This window comes from Mucilaginibacter aquaedulcis (assembly GCF_030409325.1).
GTDB classification, from domain to species: domain Bacteria; phylum Bacteroidota; class Bacteroidia; order Sphingobacteriales; family Sphingobacteriaceae; genus Mucilaginibacter; species Mucilaginibacter aquaedulcis.
In genome coordinates this window covers 1,059,379-1,077,410 of record NZ_JAUFPR010000002.1, presented here as the reverse complement: position 1 = coordinate 1,077,410, position 18,032 = coordinate 1,059,379, and the positions used below count along the sequence as shown (strand labels likewise).

Annotated in this window: 18 protein-coding genes; 7 read left to right on the top strand and 11 right to left on the bottom strand. The window is 39.4% G+C overall.

Features of this window, described 5'->3' with window-relative positions; all coding sequences use genetic code 11:
* Nucleotides 1–77: 77 nt before the first annotated feature.
* The gene (gene tsaB / locus QWZ01_RS09015; protein ID WP_290322977.1) at nucleotides 78–770 is read left to right on the top strand and encodes a tRNA (adenosine(37)-N6)-threonylcarbamoyltransferase complex dimerization subunit type 1 TsaB; all 693 of its coding nucleotides are present in this window, start codon (nucleotides 78–80) and stop codon (nucleotides 768–770) included.
* Between the two features lies 1 nt (nucleotide 771).
* On the opposite strand, the gene QWZ01_RS09010 is transcribed toward tsaB, so the two are convergent.
* Complete coding sequence (locus QWZ01_RS09010) at nucleotides 772–2,217, bottom strand: DUF5723 family protein (RefSeq protein ID WP_290322976.1); 1,446 nt, start codon at nucleotides 2,215–2,217, stop codon at nucleotides 772–774.
* A gap of 134 nt (nucleotides 2,218–2,351) precedes the next feature.
* A complete protein-coding gene (locus tag QWZ01_RS09005) occupies nucleotides 2,352–3,953 on the bottom strand; it encodes a hypothetical protein (RefSeq protein ID WP_290322975.1) in 1,602 nt (533 codons plus the stop codon).
* Between the two features lie 85 nt (nucleotides 3,954–4,038).
* Here QWZ01_RS09005 and QWZ01_RS09000 point away from each other — a divergent pair, with 85 nt between their 5' ends.
* Nucleotides 4,039–4,425 carry a DUF423 domain-containing protein gene (locus tag QWZ01_RS09000; protein WP_290322974.1) on the top strand — a complete coding sequence of 129 codons (387 nt, stop codon included), beginning with the start codon at nucleotides 4,039–4,041 and terminating at the stop codon, nucleotides 4,423–4,425.
* 119 nt (nucleotides 4,426–4,544) lie between these two features.
* A complete protein-coding gene (gene priA, locus QWZ01_RS08995) occupies nucleotides 4,545–7,034 on the top strand; it encodes a replication restart helicase PriA (protein WP_290322972.1) in 2,490 nt (829 codons plus the stop codon).
* Nucleotides 7,035–7,084: 50 nt separating this feature from the next.
* On the opposite strand, the gene QWZ01_RS08990 is transcribed toward priA, so the two are convergent.
* Nucleotides 7,085–7,465 (bottom strand): GxxExxY protein, encoded by a 381-nt coding sequence (locus tag QWZ01_RS08990; protein ID WP_290324600.1) that lies wholly within the window; start codon nucleotides 7,463–7,465, stop codon nucleotides 7,085–7,087.
* A gap of 259 nt (nucleotides 7,466–7,724) precedes the next feature.
* Here QWZ01_RS08990 and QWZ01_RS08985 point away from each other — a divergent pair, with 259 nt between their 5' ends.
* Nucleotides 7,725–8,384: a protein-L-isoaspartate(D-aspartate) O-methyltransferase gene (locus QWZ01_RS08985; RefSeq protein ID WP_290322971.1), complete on the top strand. Its 660-nt coding sequence runs from the start codon at nucleotides 7,725–7,727 to the stop codon at nucleotides 8,382–8,384.
* An 80-nt stretch (nucleotides 8,385–8,464) separates the two neighbouring features.
* On the opposite strand, the gene QWZ01_RS08980 is transcribed toward QWZ01_RS08985, so the two are convergent.
* The 4 genes from QWZ01_RS08980 to QWZ01_RS08965 form a co-directional block, all read right to left on the bottom strand.
* A complete protein-coding gene (locus QWZ01_RS08980; RefSeq protein ID WP_290322970.1) occupies nucleotides 8,465–8,878 on the bottom strand; it encodes an ester cyclase in 414 nt (137 codons plus the stop codon).
* Between the two features lie 121 nt (nucleotides 8,879–8,999).
* Nucleotides 9,000–9,452 (bottom strand): SsrA-binding protein SmpB, encoded by a 453-nt coding sequence (gene smpB / locus QWZ01_RS08975; protein WP_290322969.1) that lies wholly within the window; start codon nucleotides 9,450–9,452, stop codon nucleotides 9,000–9,002.
* A gap of 109 nt (nucleotides 9,453–9,561) precedes the next feature.
* Nucleotides 9,562–11,442, bottom strand: a complete 1,881-nt coding sequence (locus QWZ01_RS08970) for an Nramp family divalent metal transporter (protein ID WP_290322968.1) — start codon at nucleotides 11,440–11,442, stop codon at nucleotides 9,562–9,564.
* Complete coding sequence (locus tag QWZ01_RS08965) at nucleotides 11,439–12,092, bottom strand: metal-dependent transcriptional regulator (protein ID WP_290322967.1); 654 nt, start codon at nucleotides 12,090–12,092, stop codon at nucleotides 11,439–11,441. Before QWZ01_RS08965 ends, QWZ01_RS08970 begins: the two co-directional genes overlap by 4 nt.
* Before the next feature lie 140 nt (nucleotides 12,093–12,232).
* Between QWZ01_RS08965 and QWZ01_RS08960 the strand changes: the two genes are divergently transcribed.
* Nucleotides 12,233–12,703 carry an Lrp/AsnC family transcriptional regulator gene (locus QWZ01_RS08960; RefSeq protein ID WP_090465496.1) on the top strand — a complete coding sequence of 157 codons (471 nt, stop codon included), beginning with the start codon at nucleotides 12,233–12,235 and terminating at the stop codon, nucleotides 12,701–12,703.
* A gap of 124 nt (nucleotides 12,704–12,827) precedes the next feature.
* On the opposite strand, the gene ung is transcribed toward QWZ01_RS08960, so the two are convergent.
* Nucleotides 12,828–13,505, bottom strand: coding sequence for a uracil-DNA glycosylase (gene ung, locus QWZ01_RS08955; protein ID WP_290322966.1), 678 nt, complete (start codon nucleotides 13,503–13,505; stop codon nucleotides 12,828–12,830).
* A 72-nt stretch (nucleotides 13,506–13,577) separates the two neighbouring features.
* On the opposite strand from ung, the gene QWZ01_RS08950 reads away from it, so the two are divergent.
* Nucleotides 13,578–14,129, top strand: a complete 552-nt coding sequence (locus QWZ01_RS08950) for a DUF2892 domain-containing protein (protein WP_290322965.1) — start codon at nucleotides 13,578–13,580, stop codon at nucleotides 14,127–14,129.
* A gap of 84 nt (nucleotides 14,130–14,213) precedes the next feature.
* Here QWZ01_RS08950 and QWZ01_RS08945 read toward each other — a convergent pair whose 3' ends face one another.
* Together QWZ01_RS08945 and lysS are read right to left on the bottom strand one after the other, a co-directional pair.
* A complete protein-coding gene (locus tag QWZ01_RS08945) occupies nucleotides 14,214–14,429 on the bottom strand; it encodes a hypothetical protein (RefSeq protein ID WP_290322964.1) in 216 nt (71 codons plus the stop codon).
* A gap of 250 nt (nucleotides 14,430–14,679) precedes the next feature.
* The gene (gene lysS, locus QWZ01_RS08940; RefSeq protein WP_290322963.1) at nucleotides 14,680–16,401 is read right to left on the bottom strand and encodes a lysine--tRNA ligase; all 1,722 of its coding nucleotides are present in this window, start codon (nucleotides 16,399–16,401) and stop codon (nucleotides 14,680–14,682) included.
* Between the two features lie 203 nt (nucleotides 16,402–16,604).
* Between lysS and QWZ01_RS08935 the strand changes: the two genes are divergently transcribed.
* Complete coding sequence (locus QWZ01_RS08935) at nucleotides 16,605–17,495, top strand: SMP-30/gluconolactonase/LRE family protein (protein WP_290322962.1); 891 nt, start codon at nucleotides 16,605–16,607, stop codon at nucleotides 17,493–17,495.
* Here the strand turns inward: QWZ01_RS08935 and QWZ01_RS08930 are convergent, their stop codons facing one another.
* On the bottom strand, nucleotides 17,496–17,816 hold the full coding sequence (locus tag QWZ01_RS08930) for a hypothetical protein (protein WP_290322961.1): 321 nt from the start codon (nucleotides 17,814–17,816) through the stop codon (nucleotides 17,496–17,498).
* Between the last annotated feature and the right edge of the window lie 216 nt (nucleotides 17,817–18,032).

Genomic DNA, 18,032 nt, shown 5'->3' with positions numbered 1-18,032 from the left:
GAGTGCTGAGTGGTAAATTAGAAATTACCTGATTCCAGTATTCATAACTCAATAAGCACAACTCAATACTAAAAAAGATGAGTGTTATTTTACAAATAGAAACTGCAACTACATCCTGCTCAGTAGCGCTGGCTATTGATGGTAATGTTTCGGCTTTTAAACAGATCAACGAGCGTAATATACACGCCGAAGTTATTACGCTTTTTATAGAAGAACTGGTAACAGCTGCCGGCTTAATTTACGATGATCTTGATGCCATTGCTGTTAGCAGCGGCCCTGGATCATACACTGGGCTGCGTATAGGTATATCAACTGCTAAGGGCTTATGCTTTGCGCTTAATAAGCCACTTATCGCCATTGAAACTCTGGAGGCGATGGCTTATGGTGTTTTAAACAACGAAGAGATAGTAGTAGATAAAAATACGCTTTTATGCCCCATGATTGATGCGCGACGTATGGAAGTTTATTGTGCGTTGTTTAAAAATGAAGGAGTAAAGGTTAGACCAACCGCTGCCGATATTATTGACGAGCATAGTTTTGCTGAGTTTTTAAGCTCGCACAAAATTTTATTTTTTGGCGATGGTGCTGATAAATGTGAAGCTATATTAGGAACCAACCCAAATGCTCAGTTTATAACTGGATTTGTTAATTCGGCAACTTATCTTACTCAAAAGGCGGCAGAAAAATATAGTAAACAGGAATTTGAGGATGTAGCTTATTTTGAGCCTTATTATCTTAAAGACTTTATTGCCGGGAAAAAGGCATTATAACCTATCTGTCGGTTTTAAACAACCGGCCAAATAATCTACCAAAAAAGCCCTTTTCGCCCATCGGGATAAAGCTTGCATTCATGGGGTGTTCAATTAAATGTCCAAATTTAAGTGCAAATCCCAGGTACAAATCACCACCGGTATAATTATCCACATTACTTATCTGACCTGCACTTCCTAATGAGGCAAGTGCAAGCTTTCCGGTATTGACCAGCCTGTCGCTGCCAATAAAAAACTCAACATTGGACGATTTTACCATAAACTGCGTACCGACGTTGAAAAATTTCATATCGTCATAACTGGTAGTAAGCGTAGCTGTAAAGTTTCTGTACTGAAAATGATTAACCAATGCACCAGTAAAGCCGGCGAAAAACAATTCTTTTGAAGCTATAAGTGTAGGTGAGTATTTAAATTGGTTATTATCATCAAGCCAGTAGCTTTTGGTGGCGCTTATTTCAGCACGCCCATTTATCGGGGTTGTAAATGATTGTATGATACCATTATTCTTCAATAATTTGTGAGTTCGGTTATAAATGGTATCCTCACGGTGTATAGATACTAAATCCCGCAAAGAATCAGCATTGTTAAAATTATAAATATTTGATCTTTTGCTCCAGTGAATAAAACCAAGGTCTTTTACATTGGCCTGGATAGTTATACGGTCGTCGGTTTTATATGATGCCCCTAATGTAATAGCTGCTCCAGGATTTCTGAAAGTTGGTAAATAGTCATGAGCAGTTGTAAGGCCGGGAATGTAGCTATCGTAATAACGTCCCTGAAGATAAAGGAGGGCTTTTGGGTTATTGAAGTCGCTTCTGTCAAAACTGATGGCTGATTGATTAATATCAATTTTTTGATATTGTATACCCAGCAATGCGCTTAATTTAAATCCGATAGCGATTTTCTTATTGATGCGTTCGCGATAGGAGAAACCTAACTGGTGATATGCCTGATAGGAGTAATGGTCATTAAATATATTATCATAAGCGTTAAGGGGGAACTTCTGAACACCGTTAAAAATAGCAAGTGACTCATCTGAAAAATAACCCCGGCTTTCTGCCTTGGTTTGCATCGAAAAACCCATCTCCACATCTCCATTCAAACTGGTGAAAATTTTGAACATGATGGAGTATGCATTAGCATTTGCATTAAAATGGTTGTACTTCCCTTGCCCAACTTTTAGCCGTCCGGTATCATAAAAAGCATTATCGGCAAATAAACGGCTCTTTATTCCCGGTTGCATGTTCCCGGTCAGGTAAGTGTTGATATCAAAATTAGGAATCAGGAAGTTAAATGCCAGTTGCCGGCTTGAATCGGGTATAAATGATCTTTGTGAAGGGTTTTCAAAAGAATCAAAAAGGGTATTGGTATTATATTGTGAAAACTGCTGGGCAGAAACCGATAAGGAGAAGCATAGTAAGCAAAAAATGATTAAAACTTTATTCATAAGGTAGTTTAACAAGCTCAATCCATTGTTTGTAATTGCTTTAAAGATAGGTTTCCAAATTGGTTATCAATAAAAATATTACAAATTACGGTACTTGTTTAAACGTATTTGGCTGCTTATAGTTGTGTATTACTTCATTTAGCTTCACTTTTAACGGTAGTGCTATCTACAGTATTCAGGCGCATGCAAAAATTAGTATAAAAATTTTTATCGGAAGCTGTAAACTGATATGCGGCACCGTAATAGCTTTTCCAGCTGGGTACCTGGTTTTCAAAGGCATCATAAAAAGCATCTTTAAGATCTCTTTTTAATATAGGCTGGGAGTTTTTGAAGTTGATGAAAAAAGCAACGTTGCTTCTTTCGGCCAGCAGATCATCAAACTGATTATACTGATCTATTTTACTTATAAACTTACGGTTGTAGTAAGTATCCGAGTAGCTTTTTAATTCCGATGCTGTGGTGGCCAATACAAGGTAATTATCAACGATCATAAAATAAGGCTTCCTGAAAATGCTGAAGGCATCGCCCAATAAGTAGAACGGAAGTTTATCATAATTAAATTGCCCTATATTATCATTGGTCATGGTGCTGATGTTCATCATGAGCGGTAATAATTTTGATCCATCTTTAACCGAAATAATTGCGTATTTTTCCTGGTAACGAGTGGTAACTACAGCAAATTCGTTGCCAAGCAGGTGCTCAAACTCAGGTTTTAAAAACAGCCCGGCTTCTGCCTTTATTTTGCTGAATAACTGGTTTTTCTCATTCCCGATACCAGCCCTGATATGCCATTGTGAAAGATCAGCCGAAAATCTTTGCGGATCGGAAACTGAAAAATTTATACTGTAAGCAGTTGTTGCCGGAAAAATATCTTTTAAGTGATTAGCAACAGGCTGCTGTGCAGCAAACAGATTCAGATAACCTGTGGTATGGTTATGTTGTATGGTGGTAAAACCATTAAACATCAAAGCATCATTTTTGTAATTTAAACTTAAGGCCGCTATGGCTGGTAACAGCTTAAAGCTTTTGAAAATATCAGTGTTCTTGTTCTTAAATAACTGATCAAATAAAGGCTGTAGCTGGGCATAATTAATATATAAATTGGCCAGTGAATTAGCATTTTGCTGATCGGGCAGGGGAACAAAAACATTCCGGTTTTTATCATCGCGGTATAATATACTTTGATCAATCAGCTCTTTTGAAAAGCTCCCGGCAAAAATATTGTAGTCTTTTTTGATGATGTAAAAATGTTTGTTGATGCTTTTAATCAGAACATCATATTCGGCCCCAACAGTGTTTTGTATAGGGGTAATGGTTAAACCACTGTTTGGCTGTGTATTTAGTTTGATGAAATCCTCTATCTTAAAATCGTTTGTTGCGGTGGTGGTGATCAGTAAATTAATATCATTACCGTTTGAGGGGTGGATGGATATGAAAATGTTTTGCCCGTTAAAAAAATGATCGAGCTGTGGTGCCGATAATAATAACCTGCGAGCACTATCTAACGCAGCAAGTTTATCTTTTCCAGCAACGGCACCCAAGAGGGTACTACCCTTGAAAATTTCATAAAAGCCTTTCTCATTATTGAATTCAAATACCGCGGCAGCATTATCGGGAATGGAACGCATTACCTGGCTGGTACGTACTCCCGGCGGATTTAAATTTTTAAAATAAACAACCGTTATTGTTATAGCTGCGGCAAGCAAAATTAAGGTAGTAACTATCAGTCGTTTCATGGCAGGTTGCTGTACAAAGATAGAATTTTACCTTGCGGCATTAAAGTAATACTTTCAATTGGTTAACTTAGCTTTTTATATCTGCATGAACAAACAAATAATTATTACAGCATCGGTTTTTGGGATGCTGGCCGTTATAACCGGCGCGTTTGGTGCGCATGGTTTAAAAGCCTTATTACCAGCAAGTCAGCTCGAAGTATGGCACACTGCTGTTCAATACAACTTTTACCACGTATTTGCCTTACTGTTTCTATCAACCTTTGCCAGGTTTAAAAATAAGCTCATTGCAGCCTCTTATTACTTTTTTACTTTCGGCATAATATGTTTTTCGGGTTCATTATACCTGTTATCATGCCGCAGTATTTTAGGTTGGGATTGGCTTATAGCCCTGGGGCCAATTACACCGCTGGGAGGCCTGCTGTTTATTTTAGGTTGGTTAACACTGGCACTGGCTGCCTTCCGGAATAAGTAATTTTGATTTGAGACTTCGGATTTTCGATTTTGGATTTTTGAAGTTTGAGATTCAGCTTTTAGAGTTTTCCTTTTAGAATTTCCCTTTAGGGTTTAGAATTTAGTTTTTAAGAGTTTAAGATGTTAGAATTTGCTGAAATTGAACACACCGATCGTAAAACGCTTTTTGCTGAAGTGATTTTACCGCTCGCAATTTCAAAAAACTATACCTACAGGGTTCCATACGAGCAAAATGATGCTATAGCTGTTGGAAAACGGGTTGTGGTGCAATTTGGCAAAAGCAAGCTTTATACAGCTATAGTTAAGGAGATCAGTTCGCTGGCTCCTGAAAAGTATGAGGCCAAATATATCATTGAAATTCTCGACGATAGGCCTGTAGTAACTGCTCATCAATTACATTTTTGGCAATGGCTGGCCGATTACTACATGTGCAACATTGGTGAGGTGATGAATGCCGCCCTGCCTGCCGCATTAAAACTGGCCAGTGAAACCCGCATTGTTCTCAATAAGGATTATGATATTGACCGCTCAACCCTCCACGATAAAGAATTTTTAATTGTAGAGGCACTGGATATCCAGCCCGAACTAACCATAAGTGACATTGCCAAGTTACTTGGACAAAAAACGGTGATGCCTATCCTGAAGCTGATGTTTGAAAAAAACATCATTCATATATCAGAGGAGGTGAGTGAGCGTTATAAACCCCGCAAGCGTACATTCATTTCGCTTAATCCGGTTTATAATAACCCCGAAAACCTAAGGGAACTTTTCCCTATTTTGGAAAAGCGCGCACCCAAGCAGGCCGATGCATTGCTTGCTTATATTAAACTGGCCCGCCATCAAAAGGCTATTACCAAAAATGAGCTGATTGAAGAAAGCGGTGCGGGTGAATCAAGCATAAAGTCGCTTATAGAAAAAGAAATCCTTTTTGCTGAAGAAAAAAATGTGAGCCGCCTGCATTTCGAGGCAGAAGATGATTTTGATAACAATTTTGAGCTAAGCGACCAGCAAACCGGAGTGCTGCAAAGTATACGTCAGCAATTTCTGGAAAAAGATGTGGTACTGTTGCATGGTGTAACTTCATCAGGCAAAACACAGCTTTATATCAGGCTCATTGAAGAAATGATGCGTAATGATAGGCAGGTACTTTACCTGCTGCCCGAGATTGCCCTCACAACCCATATTATAGAGAGGCTGCGCTTGTATTTCGGTTCGGATATTGGTGTTTACCATTCGCGTTTTAATGATAACGAAAGGGTTGAGGTTTGGCAAAAGGTGCTGAATAATGATTACAAGCTAATATTGGGTGCCCGTTCATCAGTGTTTTTGCCTTTTAATGACTTGGGGCTTATAGTTATTGATGAAGAGCATGAAACTTCATACAAGCAATTTGACCCGGCGCCAAGGTATAATGCCCGCGATGCGGCCATTTTCTTAGCTAATGCACACCAGGGTAAAGTATTGCTGGGCTCGGCCACGCCATCATTTGAAAGCTATTATAATGCCCGTAATGGTAAATACGGTTTTGCAGAGCTTACAGAGCGCTATGGCGGTGTACAGCTACCCGAAGTACAGGTAGTGAGTATAAGTCATGAAACTAAACAGAAAACCATACAGTCGCACTTTACAAGTGTATTGATGGAGGGTATTAATCAGGCGTTGACCAATAAAGAGCAGGTGATCCTGTTTCAAAACCGCAGAGGGTACGCGCCTGTACTGATGTGTAAAATATGTGCTTACACACCTAAATGTATTAATTGCGATGTAAGCCTAACCTATCATAAAAGCAGCGGTAAACTGCATTGCCATTATTGCGGATATAAGGAAGATTCGCCTTCTATTTGCCCGGCCTGTGGATCAACTCATTTAGAGTATAAGGGCTTTGGAACGGAGAAAATTGAAGATGAATTGAGTCTGCTGCTTCCGGAAGCCCGCATCGCCCGCATGGATCTGGATACTACGCGTGCCCGGAACTCGCTGCAAACCATATTGAATGACCTCGAAGAAAAGAAGATCGATATATTAGTAGGCACACAAATGGTAGCCAAAGGGCTTGATTTTGCTGATGTTACCTTGATTGGTATTATTAACGCCGATAGTATGCTTAAATTCCCGGATTATCGTGCCAATGAACGCAGTTTTCAGATGCTGGCACAAGTGAGCGGGAGGGCTGGCCGCCGGGGTAAGCAAGGGAATGTAGTGATACAAACCTATGACCCTAATCACCGGGTAATTAAGCAAGTGATTGGAAATGACTACAATGATCTGTATGTGACCGAAATGGAAGAGCGGAAAAGTTTTAAGTATCCTCCGTTTTACCGCATTATTAATCTTGATATTAAACATAAAGATCCTGAGGTATTGTATAACCAGGCCAACTACCTGGGTAACGAACTGCGCCGGCATTTTGGCGAGCGGGTAATTGGCCCTGAGTCACCGTTAATCAGCCGTATTCGTAATTATTACATCAAATCGATCATGCTTAAGTTTGAGAAGGATGGCATCTCCATTGTTAAGGCTAAAGCAATCCTGCGCGATGTGATTGTTCAGTTTCAAACTACTAAATTAAGCAAGGGTAGTATCATTCAGCCTGACGTTGATCCTTATTAAACAGGATTAAAGGATTTAAGATGATTTACAGGATTTGGATTTAGTTTGGTTTAAGATTTATTAGTTAGTCTGTTAACTAATTTTTTGTTATACATGCGTTTAAACTCTAAACTTAATCCTCCAAAGTTTATTAATAAGCCGTCTGATAAATTATAAGCTTCTAAGTAATTAATAGCTTGAGCTTTATGTAAATCGTTTATTGTTTCAACAGCCTTTAATTCCAGCATAACACATTCTTCAACAAAGAAGTCAACTCTGCGATTACCCATTAATTCGTTTCGATAAAATATGGGTATTTCTTTTTCCCTCTCAAATTTTAGCCCTGCCAATTTCATCTCTAACGCCAATGATCTTTGATAAATAATTTCCTGGAACCCACTTCCTAATGTATTGTGAACTTGCATGGCACAGCCTATAATTTTGTGTGTTATTGCATTAATATCATTTTGGAGATTTAAAGTTATAAGTTAGATGCGAAAGTTTTAGGTTGATGAAATAATTCAAACATATTAAAATTAGAGATATTTCTCAGAACAACTGAAAATATAATTAACCGGATAAAATCCTTTAAATCCTTCCCTAATCCTTAAATCATGTAAACTTTTTATCGGTTAACACATAATGAATTAGCCTTTGTTACGTTTGCGGCATCACTTTAATGCTGAAATTCCTGCTAACTTTGCCTTGTAAATGGCTTATAAGTATATTGATAATTATCGCGAGAAAGGTGCCCGAAAACGGTTGGTTGACATCCTGCACAAAAAAGGTATTCAGGATGAAGAAGTTTTATTGGCCATTGGCAAAGTACCGCGCCACTATTTTTTCGACGAAACTTTCTGGAACCAGGCTTACAACGACATCGCTTTTCCGATAGGTGAAGGACAAACCATTTCGCAGCCTTATACCGTAGCCTACCAAACCGAACTGCTGCACATTCGTAAAGGCGATAAGGTTTTGGAAATAGGTACCGGTTCGGGCTATCAAACCTGTATATTACTTGAACTTGGCGCCACCGTTTATACTATTGAGCGGCAGGAAAAACTTTATGAGCGTACCAGATTTATTTTGCCTGAAAAGATGGGTTACAAGCCCCAATTTTTTTGCGGCGACGGTTCTATAGGTAAAGCAGAATATGCCCCTTATGATAAGATCATTGTAACCGCGGGAGCTCCAACCGTGCCAGATGTGCTTTTAAAACAATTGAAAATAGGAGGGATCCTTGTAATCCCGGTGGGAGATGAAGAAACACAGAAAATGGTTACCGTACTAAAAGTTGGTGAGCATGATTATGAAAAAATAGTACTTGATACCTTCAGGTTTGTGCCGCTGGTAGGGGATAAGGCCTGGTAAGGGATTTCGGAATTAGGATGTTCGATTTCGGAACTATTACTTTTGATTAGAGATAGAAATCGAACATCCGGGCTTCTAAATTATTTCAGTTGTGCACCTATCTGTGTAAGAATACCCAAAACATCTGAACTACCCCAGCGTTCAACTATTTTACCGTCTTTGAACTTGCTTATTTGTACTCCCCGTGCTTTAAAAGGTTTGTTTGTAGGTGGTATGCCTTGAAAATCGCCCTGGTGAGTTCCGGTTAATTCATATGCAAAAGCAAGGTTATCTTCATCAGCTACCAGATGAACCACTTCTACTTTAAGATCGGGAAAAGCGGTGCGAAACTGTTTAAAAAAAGCGATATATCCTTCTGGGCCCTGCACTTGCCCTTCTCCAGGGTCGTGATCAATGGAATCAGTTGCCACAACTTCCCTTATTAAGTCCCAATTTTCGGTATTTACAGCTTCGCCAAATTTAGTTTGCGCTTGTATGTTAATTTCTTTGCTCATGGTTAGTAATTGATGGTTTAATGATCTGTTTATATTGAATCATATAACCTACTAAACAAACAAAGGTTTCTTAAAAGAAACCTTTGTTTGTAAAATGTGAATATTTTGACGATGACAGGTATTATCTCTTCATTGCTCTGTCCATTTCAACCTTGGTATCACGCTCTTTCAGTGTTTCCCGTTTATCAAAAGTCTTTTTACCCTGAGCCAGGCCTATCTCCAGTTTGGCAAAACCACGTTCGCTAATAAATAAAGCAAGAGGTACAATGGTTAAACCTTTATCTTCGCCCCGGGTGAGTAATTTTTTAAGTTCTTTCTTATTGAGCAGCAACACCCGGTCGCGCTTTGCCTCATGGTTATAAAATGAGCCGAATGAGTATTCTGATATATGCAGGTTGCGTACATATAACTGGTTACTAATAAAAGTGCAAAAGGCATCGTTAATATTAGCCTTTCCTTCCCTAATAGATTTAATTTCGGTGCCCAGCAGCTTAATACCAGCTACGTATTTATCCAGTATATGGTATTCAAAATAAGCTTTCTTGTTTTTTATATATATTTTATCCTCAGACATTTTTCTTCCTGTTCCTTTGTTGCAAACTTACATAAATTTTAGCCTTGTTATTCTGTGCCAGCCGTAAAGCGGCTGTGCTAAGTTTTAAATAAGTAATGCATTATTATTGTTATTGCGGTTTCACTACCAGTACAGGCACATTAACCATGTGCCTCACGGAGTTTACCGTGGTGCCAAAAATAAGATCTTTAAGCGCTTTATGGCCATGCGAGCCCATTACTATAAAATCTATATTTTCTTCATTCACAATTTTTGCAATTGACCTGGCCGGGCTACCATAGCCAATTTGTGCTTGTGCTTTGTATCCCAGCTTTTCCATAGCGTTAACGTATTTATCAAGGTTGTCCACATCGCTTTGAGTTTCGTTATCCAAAACTTGCTTACCATAATAACGAGCGCCTGCGGTTTCTACTACGTGTATCAAAGTATAATCGGCTCGTTTTCCACCCTGCATTATGGCATGACGAAGGCAATCATTATCATTTTTTGAAAAATCTATAGTGATGGCAATATGTTTATACGTTATGGCATCAAGTTCGGTAATTGCACTTGCTATGCCATGTGGAAGGTAGGCGGGTTTATCAGCATGTTTAAATAACATTGGCCTTATAAATACATAAATCAATAGTAATGCAATACCAATTACAATAGGTATCACCAGAGCATAGATCCATATATCTGCAGCTGGGTTTCCTTTTATCCAATCAGCCAATTGTTCGTAAACCAACTTAACGTTTAAACCCACGATGCCTATTGCGCTGGCCCATGCCAGTATTTTTACTTTTAGGCTGATAGCAAAGTTTCCCATCCGCTTTTTATCAGAGGTAAAGTGAATGAGCGGAATAACCGCGAAACCAAGCTGTAAACTCAGTACTACCTGACTTAATACAAGGAGGTTGCCTAAAGCATCTTCACCAAAATAAATTATGGTTAACATGGCGGGCAAAATAGCCAATAACCGTGTAAGCAAACGACGCAGCCAGGGCTCAATTCGCAGGTTAATATGACCCTCCATTATGATTTGCCCGGCAAGGGTACCTGTTATGGTTGAGCTTTGTCCCGAAGCTATTAACGCGATGGCAAATAGTGCCGGGGCGATGCTACCAAAAATATGTTCGAGCAGTTTGTAAGCATCCTGTATCTCTGCAACTTTAAAATAACCGTTCTTGAAAAATGCTGTTGCTGCCAATATTAGAATGGCCGCATTTACAAAAAAAGCCAGGTTAAGCGCGATAACGGTATCAAATAAATTAAATTTAATAGCCGATTTAATGCCTTCATCCGTGCGGGTTATCTGCCTGGTTTGCACCAGCGACGAATGCAGGTAAAGATTATGCGGCATCACGGTAGCACCAATAATACCTATGGCAATGTATAAGGCCTCGCCGCTTAGGTTAGTTGGTGCAAAACCCTTGGCAATTTCTATCACATCTGGACGCACAATAAACATCTCTATTAAAAATGATAGCCCGACTATAAATATCATGGATATTATAAAGCCCTCCAGCTTGCGCATGCCTTTGTTCATCAGGTAAAGCATAAGCACGGTATCAGTAATGGTGAGCGATACGCCCCAGATCAGCGGAAGGTGAAACAATAGCTTCAGTCCTATGGCCATACCAATGATCTCGGCCAAATCGCAGGCAATAATGGCTATTTGGGCAAGTATGTATAGGCAGAAGTTTACAAAGCGAGGATAGGCGTTTTTGGAAGCCTGTGCCAGATCGAGCCCGCGCACGATGCCCAGCCTGGCGCTTAATGATTGTAAAAGAAGCGCTATAAGGTTGGATACAAACAACACCCATATTAATTTATAGCCAAAAGCACTGCCGCCTGCAATATCGGTTGCCCAGTTACCCGGATCCATATAGCCAACGCTTACCAGGTAAGCAGGGCCAAGAAATGCCATTATCTTACGCCAGCCTGTTTTATTTTCGGTGTTTACCGAACCATGTACGTTACCTAATGATTGGTTGTTGTTGCTGCTCATAGGGCTACCAGTAAATTATTTGCCGCTTCGCGACTAATGTGTACTTCTTTTTTGTTTTCAATTTGTAAAACCACAGAATGATCAAAGGCTATGATCTCCATTACTTTTATACTTTTGCCAATGGTAAGCTCTTGCTTTTCGAGATATTGTAAAAACGATGAGGTTTGATCCCGAACCCCGGATATTACACCGCTGTTATTCAGTTCAAGTGCTGATACGGGCTTAAGCTCCGATGATTTAAAGTTGCCGTTGCAGTCAGGTATAGGCTCACCATGTGGATCATGCTGCGGGTAATCCATAAATTTATCCAGCCTGTCAATCAATTCTTCTGATGAGATGTGTTCCATTTCTTCGGCCATATCATGTACCTGATCCCACCTGAAGTTGAGTTTCTCTACCAGGAAGTATTCCCATAAACGGTGTTTGCGGATAATACTCACAGCTATTTTTTGGCCGGACGGGGTAAGGCTTACGCCCTGATAGCGGGTATAATTAATTAGCGCTTTATCGGCCAGTTTTTTTAACATGTCTGTTACCGATGATGCTTTAGTATTTAATGCCGCGGCAATTTGATTGGTGCTCACATTTTCATCGCCCATAGATAGGTGATAAATAGATTTTAAATAGTTTTCCTCGGCTAATGTGTTCATTTATACAAATCTAATAAAAAATTTAGACTTATCTAAATTGTGAAGGTTAAGGAAATATATTTCTGTTCAAGTACTTTTGTGTGAAATATAATTTGGTGAAGTGTGGAAAACTGTATATTTGCATACATTATTGTAACCTAATGGCTGCTGAATTAGACAAAATAGATCTTCAAATACTTAAGATATTACAGGAAAACGGAAGGATAACCAACCTCCAATTGTCAAACGAGATAGGGCTTTCACCAGCACCAACCTTAGAGCGTGTTCGTAAACTGGAGAACGCTGAATATATTAAAAGTTATCACGCCCTTGTTGATGAGGAGAAACTGGGCTTAGGGATAAAAACATTTATCCAGATATCACTCGATTTTCATCAGAAAAATACCATCCAAACATTTCTGGATGAAATTAAGCACATTAAAGAAGTTACCGAGTGTCATCACGTAACCGGGCAGTGCGATTTTTTACTGAAGGTTTACGTGCGCGACATAAAATCATATGAACAACTGATCATGGAAAAGATCAGCCGTATTACGGTTGTAAAAACTTTTCAAACCATGATGATCATGTCGACAAGTAAAAAGGAGCCAATAGTTCCGTTGGAGTATTAGAGGATTGATGTGCAGATTTCAGATGTGCAAATAAGCTTCAAGAGCTGATTTGCACATTTTTTTTATCAAAAATTTAAGTTGTTTTTCATTTGCATATCTACACATCTTAAATCTACACATTTACCTAATGTATCTGCCAATCAATAGGTTGCTTACCCTCTTTTTGTAATATTGCATTTGTTTTTGAGAATGGTTTGCTGCCGAAAAAACCTCGTTCGGCGGAGAAGGGCGAAGGGTGAGCCGATTTAATGATAAAATGTTTCTTTTCATCAATTAATGCTGCCTTTGATTGTGCAAAGGCTCCCCAAAGTATAAATATAATACCTTCCTTTTTGTCGGATATGGTTTTGATCACCTGGTCGGTAAATTCTTCCCAACCCTTTTTTTGGTGCGAACCCGCATTGCCTGCACGTACGGTTAATGTAGCATTGAGTAACAATACACCTTGCTGGGCCCATTCTTCCAGGTTGCCATGCGCAGGGGGCTGGAAACCGAGTATATCAGTTTTTAACTCCTTATAGATGTTGATCAGCGAGCGGGGGATAGCGATGCCCTTTTGTACTGAAAATGAAAGCCCATGTGCCTGATGAGCTCCGTGGTAAGGGTCCTGGCCTAATATCACCACTTTAACATTGTCAAAATGGGTGGTGTTAAATGCATTAAATATATCGCTGTTTTTGGGGTATACTACCTGGCCGGCAGCCTTTTCTTGCTGCAGGAAATCTTTCAGGTTTATCATGTAATCTTTACCAAATTCGTCTTTCAAAACCTCAAGCCAGGAGGGGTCTAATGCATTTGCCATAAATATTGATATAATGTTGATTAAGCGTACAAATTAACGGATATTTGCACTCAATATATAGTATCACAAATTATGTCAAATATTGTTCGGCTAATTATAGCCTGTGTGTTATTCGGTGCGGCGGTTGCGCTTTGTGCTTTCGGATTTTGGGGCTGGGGTATTTTAGTGTTGTTTTTTGGTGGTGTAACGCTGCTAAGCTTTTTCTTTAACGAGAATATGATCATATCGCAGTTTTACCTGCGTAAAGAAAATTCAGAAAAAGCAGAAGCCTGGTTGATGAAAATCACCGACTACGAAAAACAATTGCATAAAAACCAGCATGGCTACTACAATCTATTGATCGGCTTGATCGAGTCGCGCAAGGCTCCTATGAAATCAGAAAAGTATTTTAAGAAAGCGCTTACCCTGGGTATGAAAATGTCGCACAATACGGCTTTAGCTAAATTGAGCCTCGCAGGTATCTCCATGGCCAAACGTAACAAACGCGAAGCTCAAATGTATTTATCAGAAGCAACAAAAGATGATAAAAACAAATTATTGGCCGAGCAAATCAAGATGATGAAAGGTCAGCTTGCTCAGATGGATAAACAACAGGTAATAAGGGGCGGATATCGCCAGTTTTAATAGTACAGGAAGCTTTTAGAATTAAAGCCGAAAGGAAAAATAGAAATAACATAAAAAATAAAAGGGACGCGAAATGCGTCCCTTTTATTTTTCGTCAATGGCGCTAAAATAGTCGGCAGTGGCAGAATGATTTTGATAGGGCGATACTACGCGGTCGCTATAAGAATGATCGCTTTCTTCGCTTGGGTTTGCTACTTCAACCATCTTCAGCAAGCTTCTGATAAATGATAAATTGAAGTTATTCCTGTTTAATTTTATCAGGTATTCGTTCTCGGTAATCTCCAGAATTGAATTAGTCATAACTTTTATGATAGTTGTTTATTGCAAGTATAATCAACATAGTTAAACCTAAAGTACGCTTTATTTTAAGCTTTTATTAATAAATTGTTATTAAATTACTGATATAGAGTAGGCTATCAGATTTTTGGAGTTGTAAGCAGGAGCAGTTTTGAATTTTACAGCAATTATAATAAATAATTAGTTATGGTAATAAAAAAAGAGAGATGTGTTTTATGCATCTCTCTCTTTTCTAATTATAGTAAAGTTTTGATTATTCAAACCAGGCCATTACCACCTCTTTTGCAGGCATAGTAATATCCAGTTTTAATTTTTTACGCATTCCACCAAGATCATTAAATACCTTGTTTGGGTTACCGGCTTTTAACTCTTCTACGGTATTAAACCCCATTTTATTTAATACAGGCACCCATTCGGCAGGCACACCTGCATTAATAAAATCATCTGCGCTTGCAACTTTAGCTTTCTTCTCCGGGCGCATCTGCGGGAAAAATAATACTTCCTGTATGGTGCTCTGGTTGGTCATCAGCATCACCAGGCGGTCAATACCTACACCAAGGCCAGATGTTGGCGGCATACCATACTCCAGTGCGCGCAAAAAGTCGTCGTCCATCGCCATTGCCTCATCATCACCACGGCCAGCCAGTATCAACTGCTCCTCTAAACGCTCACGCTGGTCAATAGGGTCATTTAATTCAGAGTAAGCATTAGCTATCTCCTTGCCGTTTACAAATAGCTCAAAACGCTCCACAAGGCCGTCTTTGGTACGGTGTTTTTTGGCCAATGGGGTCATCTCGATAGGGTAGTCGGTAATATAAGTAGGTTGTATCAGGTTATGCTCAACCTTGGCACTAAATATCTCGTCAATCAGTTTGCCTTTACCCATGGTAGGGTTAACCTCAATGTTGAGCTCTTTGCAGGTTTCGCGCAAACCAGCCTCATCCATAGCCGATACATCAATACCTGTATATTTCAGGATGGAATCATACATGGATAGTTTTTCATATGGGCCGGCAAAGTTTATTTCGTTATTACCAACCTGTACCACAGGGATACCATGTACAGCTTTGGCAACAGTTTCTAAGCATTCTTCAACCATAGCCATCATCCATATATAGTCCTTATAAGCTACATATATTTCCATGGCAGTATATTCCGGATTGTGCGTACGATCCATCCCTTCATTACGGAACATTTTACCAAACTCATACACACCGTCAAAGCCGGCTACGATAAGGCGTTTCAGGTACAGTTCGTTGGCAATGCGTAAAAACAGCGGCATATCCAACGTATTGTGGTGTGTAGCAAACGGACGCGCTGCTGCACCGCCATGTACAGGCTGTAGTATAGGGGTTTCCACTTCCATCCAGCCTTGCGCGTTAAAATAGTTACGCATGCTGCTGATCACCTTGGAGCGGTTAATGAAAATCTGTTTGTAATTCGGGTTAACTGTTAAATCAACATAACGTTGGCGGTAACGCAGTTCCGGATCGGTAAAACCATCGTGAATGGTTCCATCTTCCTCACGTTTAACCACAGGTAGTGGTTTAAGTGATTTGGAAAGCACGATCAGTTCACGAACATGAACAGAAATTTCGCCGGTTTGGGTTAAAAATACATAGCCTTTAACGCCAATATAATCGCCAATGTCAAGCAGTTTCTTAAATACGGTATTGTACAGCGTTTTATCCTCACCGGGGCAAATATCATCGCGCTTTAAGTAGATCTGTACACGGCCTGTAGAGTCCTGCAGTTCGGCAAATGACGCGCTGCCCATAATGCGGCGGGTCATGATTCTGCCTGCAATAACTACATTTTGGTAGGCCTCGGGTTTATTATTGAAGTTATCGGTAATGTCCTGTGCCCAGGCATTAACATCAAAAGCTTCGGCAGGGTATGGGTTAATGCCCAGTGCCCTTAATTGTTGTAAAGATTCGCGGCGTATAATTTCCTGTTCGGATAGTGCAATACTCATACTATAAACGGTATTTTAATAATTTGCAAAAATAGCGTTTTTAATGAGTTTGAAGAAGGTGTTTTTTTATGGATGATGCACAGCTGATATTTTGAAACAATGAGGTAAAGAAACTAAAAAACTTACAACATTATTTTTACACCTAAAAACTTCCTCCTTTACAAAAACATACTACATTAGCAAACCACTAAAATCAAAACCAGATGATAAAAAGGCTGCCAGTATTGTTTTTACTGTTAATTATATCATGTAAATCATTTGCCCAGGATGCACCTGGGTTATATGAGCCGGGTACAAAACCGCAATTGGTAGCCAAACAATTTTCCTTTACAGAAGGACCCGTGGCAGATAAGCGGGGTAATGTTTTTTTTACCGACCAGCCCAATAACAAAATTTGGAAGTACCATACTAATGGTAAGCTCTCTGTTTTTTTAGATAGCGCCGGCCGCTCAAACGGGATGGATTTTGATAAGAAAGGTAACCTGATCAGCTGTGCTGATGCTAAAGATGAGCTATGGTCAATAAGCCCGAAAGGAAAAGTGACCGTTTTATTAAAAGACTACGAGGGACATTTGTTTAACGGCCCCAACGATGTTTGGGTGAGGCCAGACGGCGGCATTTACATCACCGATCCATACTATCAACGTGATTACTGGACACGCAAAAAGCCCGATCTGGATGGTCAAAAATTATATTACCTACCAAAGGGAAAACACATAGCCGTTATTGTTGATGATAAATTTGTACGCCCTAATGGTATTGTAGGTACCCCTGATGGAAAATTATTATATGTGGCCGATATAGGTGACAATAAAACTTATAGGTATGATATTAATAAAGATGGCTCCTTAAGCAATCGTACGTTATTTATAGCCCAGGGAAGCGATGGTATGACCATTGACGAGCAAGGGAATATTTACTTAACAGGTAAAGGAATAACTATTGTTAACCCGAAAGGTGAAAAAATAGGACACATAGATATTGACGAACCTTGGTCGGCCAATATTTGCTTTGGCGGTAAAAACAGGGATGTTTTATTTATTACTGCTTCTAAAGCAATTTACATTATGAAAATGAAGGTTAAAGGAAGCTGATCAATATCTGTCAATGATAAAATTGGCGACCTGTTTTTGTTCATCAGCATTAAGCAGATCACCGGTATATTTCCATTGCAGGCGCATGGGTTCAATCTCTAAAGTACCCAGGTAATCAGGATTAGCTTCGTCAGGCAAGGCTGGCCGGCCTTCATCTATTTCCAGCTCTTCTGTAAACAAAGCTGATTCATTGTCTATGGATGTTTTGTAGATCTTGTAGATCCCCTTTTCGCTCAAATCAGAGAGCAATAAGGGTTCAATAATAATATTTCTCAAACTGCCATCTGCATGCTTTAAAATAAAGGTGACGGGGTTTTTCATGATTCTGATATTTTACCTGATTAATATAACAGTTTTTATACTTTGTTTGAAAGCTAATTTACTTTAAAAATGTATAGAAACAAGAAGCGCCCCTGATGGGCAGGGGCGCGTTCTAACCAATTATAAACCTAAATTATGAGAAGAGTTGCAAGGGAGGAGTCGAACCATCTGTTGCTGCCGTTCAGCGCCTTACAAATAACTATGGTACAAATATAC

Coding starts and splice junctions, on each gene's coding strand:
- tsaB (WP_290322977.1), top strand. CDS start 78: ATGAGTGTTATTTTACAAATAGAAACTGCAACTACATCCTGCTCAGTA.
- QWZ01_RS09010 (WP_290322976.1), bottom strand. CDS start 2,217: ATGAATAAAGTTTTAATCATTTTTTGCTTACTATGCTTCTCCTTATCG.
- QWZ01_RS09005 (WP_290322975.1), bottom strand. CDS start 3,953: ATGAAACGACTGATAGTTACTACCTTAATTTTGCTTGCCGCAGCTATA.
- QWZ01_RS09000 (WP_290322974.1), top strand. CDS start 4,039: ATGAACAAACAAATAATTATTACAGCATCGGTTTTTGGGATGCTGGCC.
- priA (WP_290322972.1), top strand. CDS start 4,545: ATGTTAGAATTTGCTGAAATTGAACACACCGATCGTAAAACGCTTTTT.
- QWZ01_RS08985 (WP_290322971.1), top strand. CDS start 7,725: ATGGCTTATAAGTATATTGATAATTATCGCGAGAAAGGTGCCCGAAAA.
- QWZ01_RS08980 (WP_290322970.1), bottom strand. CDS start 8,878: ATGAGCAAAGAAATTAACATACAAGCGCAAACTAAATTTGGCGAAGCT.
- smpB (WP_290322969.1), bottom strand. CDS start 9,452: ATGTCTGAGGATAAAATATATATAAAAAACAAGAAAGCTTATTTTGAA.
- QWZ01_RS08970 (WP_290322968.1), bottom strand. CDS start 11,442: ATGAGCAGCAACAACAACCAATCATTAGGTAACGTACATGGTTCGGTA.
- QWZ01_RS08965 (WP_290322967.1), bottom strand. CDS start 12,092: ATGAACACATTAGCCGAGGAAAACTATTTAAAATCTATTTATCACCTA.
- QWZ01_RS08960 (WP_090465496.1), top strand. CDS start 12,233: ATGGCTGCTGAATTAGACAAAATAGATCTTCAAATACTTAAGATATTA.
- ung (WP_290322966.1), bottom strand. CDS start 13,505: ATGGCAAATGCATTAGACCCCTCCTGGCTTGAGGTTTTGAAAGACGAA.
- QWZ01_RS08950 (WP_290322965.1), top strand. CDS start 13,578: ATGTCAAATATTGTTCGGCTAATTATAGCCTGTGTGTTATTCGGTGCG.
- QWZ01_RS08945 (WP_290322964.1), bottom strand. CDS start 14,429: ATGACTAATTCAATTCTGGAGATTACCGAGAACGAATACCTGATAAAA.
- lysS (WP_290322963.1), bottom strand. CDS start 16,401: ATGAGTATTGCACTATCCGAACAGGAAATTATACGCCGCGAATCTTTA.
- QWZ01_RS08935 (WP_290322962.1), top strand. CDS start 16,605: ATGATAAAAAGGCTGCCAGTATTGTTTTTACTGTTAATTATATCATGT.
- QWZ01_RS08930 (WP_290322961.1), bottom strand. CDS start 17,816: ATGAAAAACCCCGTCACCTTTATTTTAAAGCATGCAGATGGCAGTTTG.